This is a genomic window from Streptomyces sp. NPDC029292 (assembly GCF_055569295.1).
The window spans coordinates 111,390-119,996 of record NZ_JBVHXR010000023.1 but is presented as its reverse complement, the minus strand read 5'-3'; the positions used below and the strand labels follow the sequence as shown (position 1 = coordinate 119,996).

The 8,607-nt window shown below is 67.0% G+C and carries 8 protein-coding genes; all 8 read right to left on the bottom strand.

The genetic code is table 11. The features are described 5' to 3' along the window. Positions 1-48: 48 nt before the first annotated feature. A complete protein-coding gene (locus ACZ4WS_RS38725) occupies positions 49-321 on the bottom strand; it encodes a hypothetical protein (RefSeq protein WP_467987736.1) in 273 nt (90 codons plus the stop codon). Between the two features lie 265 nt (positions 322-586). After that, positions 587-916, bottom strand: a complete 330-nt coding sequence (locus tag ACZ4WS_RS38720) for a hypothetical protein (RefSeq protein WP_467987734.1) — start codon at positions 914-916, stop codon at positions 587-589. 22 nt (positions 917-938) lie between these two features. Then, positions 939-1,538 carry a hypothetical protein gene (locus ACZ4WS_RS38715; RefSeq protein WP_467987732.1) on the bottom strand — a complete coding sequence of 200 codons (600 nt, stop codon included), beginning with the start codon at positions 1,536-1,538 and terminating at the stop codon, positions 939-941. Beyond that, positions 1,531-3,348, bottom strand: a complete 1,818-nt coding sequence (locus tag ACZ4WS_RS38710) for a type IV secretory system conjugative DNA transfer family protein (RefSeq protein WP_467987730.1) — start codon at positions 3,346-3,348, stop codon at positions 1,531-1,533. Before ACZ4WS_RS38710 ends, ACZ4WS_RS38715 begins: the two co-directional genes overlap by 8 nt. After that, positions 3,345-4,727, bottom strand: a complete 1,383-nt coding sequence (locus tag ACZ4WS_RS38705; protein ID WP_467987728.1) for an ATP/GTP-binding protein — start codon at positions 4,725-4,727, stop codon at positions 3,345-3,347. Before ACZ4WS_RS38705 ends, ACZ4WS_RS38710 begins: the two co-directional genes overlap by 4 nt. Before the next feature lie 2 nt (positions 4,728-4,729). Beyond that, complete coding sequence (locus tag ACZ4WS_RS38700; protein WP_467987726.1) at positions 4,730-6,229, bottom strand: SCO6880 family protein; 1,500 nt, start codon at positions 6,227-6,229, stop codon at positions 4,730-4,732. Between the two features lie 31 nt (positions 6,230-6,260). Continuing rightward, positions 6,261-7,817, bottom strand: coding sequence for a hypothetical protein (locus ACZ4WS_RS38695; RefSeq protein WP_467987725.1), 1,557 nt, complete (start codon positions 7,815-7,817; stop codon positions 6,261-6,263). Further along, a complete protein-coding gene (locus tag ACZ4WS_RS38690) occupies positions 7,807-8,517 on the bottom strand; it encodes a DUF8175 domain-containg protein (protein ID WP_467987724.1) in 711 nt (236 codons plus the stop codon). The genes ACZ4WS_RS38695 and ACZ4WS_RS38690 overlap by 11 nt, the downstream gene beginning before the upstream one ends. Positions 8,518-8,607: the final 90 nt, after the last annotated feature.

The following is an 8,607-nucleotide window of genomic DNA, read 5'->3' as shown; positions in this document are numbered from 1 at the left end:
CGATGTTCGCGGCGACCCGCTCCCGCTCCGTACGCGGCCCGGGCCGTGCTACTCCTGGTCCGGCTCCACGTCCAGGAGCACCCTCTCCCGCAGCACTTCGCCCTCCGCTGTCAGCCGGGAGGTGTTCAGCCGCTGCAGGCGCTGCAGGTATCCCTCCCCGTCCGGCTCCTGGCCCGCCAGATTCCGGGCCCGCGTCTCGATCTCCGCCGAGATCTCCTCCCCGAATTCCGTGAAGAACTCCTCCGGGTTCTCCAGCTCCCCGAACGCCCGGGGCTTGTGCTCCTTCCAGTGCGTCATCGCCTGTTCCCCGTACCGGTTCATCGTCGAACTCCCCTGCCTGCTCAGCACTGTTGGACGGGGCGGGGTGCCCCGTCTCATCCTCTCCCGCCGCCGGGCCGTCCGGGCGTGCCACAGCCCCTTCCCGCGCCGGAGGGCCCTGGTCACCGAAATCCAGGCCGGGCAGGAAGCCGCTGTCGTTGATCGAATTGTCGTCGGCGGGCTGCTGCGGAGTACTCAACGCCTGCTCCCAACGTCGAAAAGGGCAGTTGTGTGCATCGGGGCCCCAACGGGCTGCTGGTGGGCTGAGTCAGATAGGGGATGGCGGCACGGTGAGATCTCGGGCTGCGGTGGCGTCGTCCAGGGAAGGAGCGGCGGGTGAGCGGATCAGCTCGCGGAGCACGACCTGTTCGGCCTCGTCCCTGGCCGCAAGGAGCCGTCGGGAGCGCTGTTCACCGGTCTCACCGCCGGCGGGCGTGCCGGCGAGGACCATCGCGTCCGCCAGTTCCCCGCCCTGCCGCGCGGCCTTCTCTCCGAGGCGGGTGAAATACGCCAGCGGGTCCGGCAGCATCCCGTACTGGGCAGGCAGATGCTCACGCCAGTGGGCCAGAGCGGCGCGCCCGTACCTGTTCATGACCATGCCTAACTCCCGGCTCGTGTCGTCATCCGCTGCCGTCCTCGTCCGGATCGGGCTGGTCGTCGTCGCGCGGGCCTGATGCCTCGCCGTCGGGTTCGGGGCCCCCGGCCAGGAGCAGGGCGAGGTAGTCCGCGTCTTCGCCCCACGGGGCATCGCGGTGGCGGGCACGGTGCTGGCCGTTTCGGCACGCGCCGAGCCAAAACCGGCCCATCCGCTCCACGGCCCGAGCGAGGGCGTCTTGCCACAGGTACGGCGCCGACCCCCCGTCGTCCCCGCTGGCGTAGGCCGACTCGTGGGAGGTCCACAGCGCCGTGAGTTCCTCGACGACCGCGCCGTGCTTCCACCAGCACTGGCGGGGCAGCTGATCCGTGGTCATCTCGTACCGGTCGGCGACCCAGATCACCCAGCGGACGAACTGGGGCCAGAGCACGGCTCGTTCCTCGGCATCGAGTTCGTCCCACCGCACGGGGGCACCGACCGGGCGTTCCTGCTCGCCGTCGGCCTCCCCGCTGCCGGATCCTCCGGCCAGCTGCTCCTCCAGCAGCTTGACGCGCTCGCTGAGAAGCACCTGCTCGGCGTTGATATTGGTGAGTTCGGCAAAGATGTCATCGAAGCCGCTAGCCATGGCCGCCCGCCTTCTCCAGCCGGACGCGGTCCTCGACCATCTCGTGCGCCCTGCGGGTGGCTTCCTTGATCTCCGCTGCCCGCGGCCCCTCGTGGGCACGGACGAACGTGACGAGCGTGGCGGGAGTGCGGCGGTGGAAGACCATCCCGCCGCGCTCCGGGATCATCCGGATCGTGGCTGGCTCCACCACGGCACGGCGGCGCACCGACGTGGACACCGAGACCCGGTCCCCGTCATCGGAGACCGTCTCCACGTCCTCGTCGAATTCACCCGCGAGAGAGCTGTAGGACTTCAGCTCCTCGGGGTCGCTGATACCGCCCAGGAAAACCTTCACAGTGCCGCTGGCGAACATCTTCCGCACGCCCAGGGCACCCCAGCGCTCCTCGGCTTGGGCATAGCCCTGAAGAACCGCCATGATGAAAATGTTCTGCGAGCCGCTGACACTCATCAGGCTCGGAATTTCCGGCAGAGGCGCCACGTTGGCCAGCTCGTCCAGGAAGCAGCCGAGAGGAATCGGAAGACGCCCATTTGGACTGCGGGCCGCAACCCTCTTTGCAGTGTCGAACATCGCTTTGGCGAACGCGGCATTGAGCGGTGCCAACGCGCTGCTCTCTTCGTCCTCGCCGATCAGGAAGAGCGTTCCGGACTGCCGGAGGTAGGTTTCGATGTCGAAGACCTCCACGTCCCCCTGCGGGGCGAAGATTGCCGCGACCTTCTCGTCGTAGAGCGCGATGAATGACTGCTCTGCGGTCCTCCAGGTGGCGGATCGTTCCTCCTCGGCCGCGGCGTGCTGGCCGGCGAGCGCGGCGGCGAGCAGATGCTTGCCCTTGGCTGCCAGAAGGTCGACGGCCTCGCGGTTGTCGGGGTCCGTCGCCCAGGCCAGCACGTCGAGGACGGGCCGGTTGTGGAGGGCTGCGGCATGCAGCCAGCAGGTAATAAGGGTTTTCGCATTGAGCGCGAAATAACCGCCATTCTTTGTCCCTTCTTCGCTTTTTGTGGTCGCTGCGAGGGTCTCGGCACGCTTGCGCGCGACCTGGTATTCCTCGCAGCCTGCGGTCAACGGCCAGCGCAGCTGATTCGGCCAGCCGGACAGGCCTGTCGGGTCCAGGACCCAGACAGGGCCGTGTTCCTGCCGCAGAAGTGCAGTGTTGTAGAGGACGTCTGTCTTGCTGCTGGTGGCGAGGACCGTTCCGCGGAATTCGAGAATCTCGGGAAGGATGATCTGGGATGTCTTTCCCTCGCGCGGCGGGGCGACCAGGATCATCGATTCCTCGATCGTGATCCAGAGATGGATTTCCGAGGGGTCTGCGCTGCCGATGTAGACGGCGACGTCGCGGATGGTGATGCCTTTGGGGTGCTGCTCGTCGAGCGTGGGACGCAGCGATCCGGCACGGGACAGGGCCTGTTGCTCGCCCATGGCCTTCTCCAGCTGGGGACGGGTGGCCATCCCGTCGGCGCCGTCTGCGCCCCGGTGCTTCCACCACCAGTACGTCTTCCATGTCCCCCAGGTCGCTGCGGCGAGCAGGAGGAGGAAGGTGGGCCAGAACACGAACGGGCCGGCCACACCCGCACGCGGTGGCCAGGCGGCTGCCGGGGAGCCGGGGTGGCGGAAGACGGCGACGACCGCGTGGCCTGCGGAGTCCCAGCTGATGGCCGCCGGCCGTCCGTGTGTCAGGAGGCCGGACAGGAGCGCGGTCAGCCACAGCAGCGCGGTGAGCACGAACGCCGCGATCAGCGGGAGGATCCACACGGCATCGCGGCCGAGGCGCAGGCGTGCCGCGGTCTTCGGGGTAGCTGCTTTCGGCATCATGCGGCAGCCCCCTTGCGGAGGCGGATCATGGGAGCCGATGCCTGTGCGCCGTGGTGGTCCGTGAGCTCCCGAGGCCCTGTCTCGGACATCCGGCGGTTGGTGTCCGTTAGACGGATCTCCAACGGTGTCCGGATGTGTTCCACGAGGTTGATCCGCGAGCCCACCTGCCAGATACCCCGCCCCGGCGCGCACACGTTGGATCCATCCGCCAGCGCCTTGCGCGCCCAGTCGGGAAGTCCCAGGTAATCGGCCGTGGTCTCGGCCTCGTCCCGGTCCATGTGATACAAGACCCGGGTGGCCGTCAATTTCAGGATGGCCGCCGCCTCAGGAGCCTGCTCCAGAAGCAGATCCCCGAGGTGATGCAGGACCGCCCAGAAGGACAGGCCCAAGCGCCTGCCGTACCTGACCAGCTCTTCAAACAATCGCGCGACCGGCCGGTGGGCGAGAATGTGCCACGCTTCCTCAACGACCAAAGTGCGTTTGATCCGGTCGTTCGGCTTGATCCAGCCGAACCTCAGCCAGGGCCCGATGACCGCCATCAGCAGCGGCATGGCTTCGCCCTCGCGTGGCAGCTTCGTCAAATCGAAGATGATCAAACGTGCGTCGAGATCGATCCCTGACGTCGTCGGCCCGTCGAACATGCCCGACAAGTCCCTGCTGGGATTGCACAGCTCGTCCAGGGCCAGTGCTGCCGGCTGGCCCCACTCCACCAAGTCCTCGGGCGTGACCGGCTGTTGCCCGAGGAGTGTCGGCTTCGGAGCCGTCAGGGCGTCCAGAACGTCGGAGAGGATCACCACACGCTGCTGCTCGCGCGCGGCAGCGGTTGCTGTCTTGTGGGCCTCGGCCAGGGCAAACTTGGTCTGGGAGGAGATGGTGCCGGTGAGGATCTCCATCATGGACACGAGCACCTTGAACTGGTGCTCGGCAGGTATCCGGGGGTCGAGCGGGTTTATCCGCACCCCTTCACCGACGTCACCCGCGCCGTAGACCAGGCGGATCGGCGTGATGCCTAGCTGCCGGGCGATGCCGTCCCATTCACCGGCACCGTCTTCGCCCTGCGCGTCCAGAACGGCGAAGTTCCGGTTCTTGAACCGCAGTTGGCGCAGGACGTAGGTCTTCTCCAGTGCGGACTTGCCGTATCCGCTTTTACCCAAGATCAGCGCGTGCCCGCTGGCGAGCCGGACGCGTGCCTGCGGGTTGTACAGGATGAACGGGTCGTAGATGTAGGCCTTGCCGCTGTAGGCCTCGCGGCCGATGATCACGCCGCGGGGGTCCATGCTGGCAGCGCCGACCGCCGGGTAGAGACCGCAGGCGTGGCTGGTGGTCGAGCGCATCGCCCGCCGCCGAGTCTGTGACTGCCGCCGCAGCATCTCCAGCATCGCTACAGCCCTTCCTTCAGGAGTCCGGCGGTGAAGGGCAGGGTGTTGGCGAAGGCTCGGTAGTGCTCGGCGTCGCACCATTCCAGGCGCAGTCCGGCGCGGGTTGCACCGGCGCGTACGGTGTCGGCATCCCTGCGCAGAGCCTCAAGGGTGGGCGAGGTGACAGTGATCCAGGCTGCGAGCCGCGTTCCCGCCGCGCCGTCGGCGATGTCGCGCATGGTGCTGAGCGAGGCGCGCTGGGCTTTCTGCTCCCGCGGGTCCTCGATGCGTCCGGCCTTTTTGTCCGCCTGGCCCAGCTCGTTGGTGGCGTCGGCCATCGCCTCGGTGATCGCCTTGTCGGTGCTGACGAGGTCCATGACCACGGACACCGACAGGATGATGTCCTGGATGTAGAGCAAGACAGGTGCGAGGAAGTTGATGCCTACCGGGAGCACGGGCAGTTCCTTCACCCAGGCGGTCATCGAGTACCAGTTGTCCTCGGAGGCCTCCCAGCTGCGGGAGGCCATGTACCTCTTGTTCCGGGCATCCAGTACGGCCGGCCAGCACGTGACCCGGTCCATTCCGGTGGTGTCGTCGATCCAATGGCTGGGGTCGTACGAGTGATGCAGGTAGGAGGCCAAACCGGCTTCGTCGAAGTTACGCACGTGGCGCAGCTGTCCGCGCCCCAGCGTCCGGATGAAGCTCTCGATCTCCTGCCCGAGAGTGATCGCATAGCCCTCGTGGAGGGTGTTGTAGCGGCGGGCCTCAGCGACCAGATCGGAGGTATAGGGGATGCCCACCACGAGCAGCAGCCGACGGTCTTCTGCTGTGACCGCGACGCGTCGGATCAAGTCGTCGTACGACTGTTGCAGCCACGACGGACTGTCGGCATCGCGTCGGTCGGCGGCATCCCGGGCGTGGGCGTTGGGGTCGGTGGGGATGACCCGGCTGATCCACTGAAGGCGACGGATTCGGCCTCCGCTGTCGGCCGTGGTCTTGAGCAGGTGCTCGTAGGCCCGGATCAGAGCCTCTTTGTCTGCGGTGTCGAGGCTGCCGAAGTCGCGCTGGCCTTCCACCTCGACGACGGCCGTGAACATGAGCTCGTCCGGTTGCAGCACGATCGCGATCTCGCCGAAGGCGGTGCGTGCCGTGATCCACTGCATGTTCCGGGGTACGCCGACGGGCACGTCGACGGGGACGCGGCGGCCGTCGGCGAATCGGCCTGCGTACGGCGCCTTCGACTTGTACAGCAGTGAGCCGTCGCGCAGCAGCTTCTTGTAGGTCCGCTTGATCTCGAACCACCGGACGTAGGTCCGCCCTTTGTACGGCGCCAGAGTTGCCCAGGCGCAGGTGCCCGCGATCAGTACGAAGCCGACGATCTTCAGCACGATGCCCGCGAGGATCCAGGCCGCGAGGAGTCCGCCGACGAGCCCGGCTCCCAAGACGAGCTGCTCATCGGCTTCGAGCTTCCGGCCGAGGAGTCCGCGAGGCCTCGGCCGGGGGTATGTGAAAGTGCGTGCCACAACTACTCCTGGGCGTGCGACGGGACGGGCATCAGCGCATCTCCTCGTCCGGCGGAGGTGGTTCCGGCTGCTCGTCGGGGGGTTCTGGCGGCGGCCAGGACTGCGGGCCCGCCGGATCCATCGGCTCCTCGCCGGCCGTCGGGCTGCCCGGTCCTCCGGCTCCGGGAGCGCTGCCGGGAGACAGCGGTTCCCCTCCGCCGGCGGGGCCACCGCTGCCGTCGGAGTCACTGCTGTCGGACGACGGTGCAGCTGAGCCGCCGGAGTCGAGACCGGCGGTCGCCCCGTCGACACCGCGCTCGACTGCGGCTTCCGTCTCGTTCTTGGCCTTGTCGACGCCCTTCTCCGCGGCGACGGCTGCCGCGCCGACACCGGTCGCGGCAGCTGCTCCTTCGGCCGCTCCGGCTTCGGTGGCTCCCTCGGTTTCTCCGCCGCTCATGGCGTCGCCGTCCGCCGCGTCGGCCTCTTCTCCGTCGCCGTCCTCGCCGGATCCGCCGCCGTCGCCCCCGCCCATACGCGACTTGAGTTCTCCGTAGGAGTCGCCCGCCTGGTTTCCGAGGTTCTTGGTTCGACCCTTGAGGTCGTCGCGGGCTGCGTACATGTCGCGCAGCTCGTCGCCGAATCCGGGGATGAACTTCGAGAGCTGGAAGGGCATGTAGAAGGCAAGGAACAACAGCGCGAGAGCGGTGAAGACGGTGGCAAAGGACTGCGCCAAGCTCTTGTTGGGGCTGTCGGAGGCGAGCGTGCCTGAGGCGAGCGCGATGACCGTGAATGTCACGTATTTCGAGGCGATGATCGCGGCCATGACGCCGAACCATCGTTTGGTGTGCCCCCACAGGTCACGGTCCACCAGTCCGCTGAAGACGGTCGGACCGAAGACGAGTCCGGACAGGATCAGTGCGTTGCGGACGATGAGTTCCAGCCACACGCCGGCGACCGCCGCCAGTAGCGCCAGGGCGAAGAAGATCACGATGATGGCGCCGCCGGGGATCGTCATCAGCGCGAGCATCGCCGTCGTGACGGTGACCACCATGTCGGCGGCGTCTCCGGCCACGGGCTTGAACATGGCTTCGGCAGCCTCATCGACGATGCGCACGGTGTAGGCAATGGCCAGCGGCGCGAAGGCGGAGACCAGCACCGACATCAGGAGAAAGCCGATCGACTCCCCCAGCGCCTGAAGCGGCGGCACTCCCTGAATCGCCCTTTTGGCCACGGCGATCAGCCAATAGATCACGGTCAATACCGTGGACGCGGCGAACGCCATGGTGTAGGTCCGGATGAAACCGGGGTCCTGCCAGTCGATCCTCGTGGTCGACCCCAACGCCTTCATCATCTGGGTGAAGATGCTGGTCACGGCGTTGTTGAAGAACTGAGCGATGTACCCCAAGGGATCGCTCGCGAAGTCGATCGCCTGATTGGTCTTCTCGACGACATTGCAGACCTTGTCTGCAAACGGGATGTTCTGGCATGACCAGTCGCTGAAGTCGTTCGCCTCGGCCTGGCTCGGGGCGAGCATCAAGGAGATCGTGGCGGTGAGGCCGGTGACCCAGGTCAGCCGGGTGCGTACCCGGTAGCGAGTCTCAGCCGACATAAGGGGGCGCATTGAACTCCCGATCTGCCGTGCGGAACTCGTCGACGCTCGTGGGGTCGTCGCCGCCTGCATCCAGAGGGGTCGGGCCGTTGACGGATGTGATCGAGGCCAACTTCCAGTCACCGGACTGCCACTGCAGCGTCATCGCGTAGGTGGTCCACGACGCGGACACGGGCATCGGGGCGCTCTTGGCCGTGACACCGACGAGCCCGGCCATCCACACCTCAACGGTGGCCACTTGATCGGTATAGGTGGTGACCCGGGTGCCCATCGCCGCACCTCGTGCGACCAGCTCGTCCTCGTTGGCACTGGTGACACCCAGTGACGTGAGGACCTGCTGCATCCCGTTGTCGTCGTTGCGGATCTGCCGGTCCAGCGCCTGGCTTGTCATCATCGCGGCGAGAGTCGCGTGCCGGGCCTTCTCATCGGTGAAGTAGGCGGCAGACGATCGTGCCACCTGGTAGTTCACCGCTGCCTGGACAGCGCCGGCCTGGTTGTGGGTGTAGCCGATCGGGACACCGTTGACGAGCTTCCTCGCTGTGTTCTTGGTGTCCCCTCCAGTGGTGTTCCTCTCCGCTGGTGCGGTCTGGCTCGGGCTGCCAGGCGAGCCATCGGACGTCGATCCGCTGCTTCCGCCGGACAGGCTCATGAACACGGCGAGGATGACCAGTGCGAGGAAGATCGCTCCAGTGATGGCCATCCCACGCCACCAGGGCTTGCCGCTCTTCGCGTCCGTCGGGGTCTCGTCTACCAGGACTCGCGTACCCCTACCAGGGATGCTCTGGCGGGC

Coding starts and splice junctions, on each gene's coding strand:
- ACZ4WS_RS38725 (WP_467987736.1), bottom strand. CDS start 321: ATGAACCGGTACGGGGAACAGGCGATGACGCACTGGAAGGAGCACAAG.
- ACZ4WS_RS38720 (WP_467987734.1), bottom strand. CDS start 916: ATGGTCATGAACAGGTACGGGCGCGCCGCTCTGGCCCACTGGCGTGAG.
- ACZ4WS_RS38715 (WP_467987732.1), bottom strand. CDS start 1,538: ATGGCTAGCGGCTTCGATGACATCTTTGCCGAACTCACCAATATCAAC.
- ACZ4WS_RS38710 (WP_467987730.1), bottom strand. CDS start 3,348: ATGATGCCGAAAGCAGCTACCCCGAAGACCGCGGCACGCCTGCGCCTC.
- ACZ4WS_RS38705 (WP_467987728.1), bottom strand. CDS start 4,727: ATGCTGGAGATGCTGCGGCGGCAGTCACAGACTCGGCGGCGGGCGATG.
- ACZ4WS_RS38695 (WP_467987725.1), bottom strand. CDS start 7,817: ATGTCGGCTGAGACTCGCTACCGGGTACGCACCCGGCTGACCTGGGTC.
- ACZ4WS_RS38690 (WP_467987724.1), bottom strand. CDS start 8,517: ATGGCCATCACTGGAGCGATCTTCCTCGCACTGGTCATCCTCGCCGTG.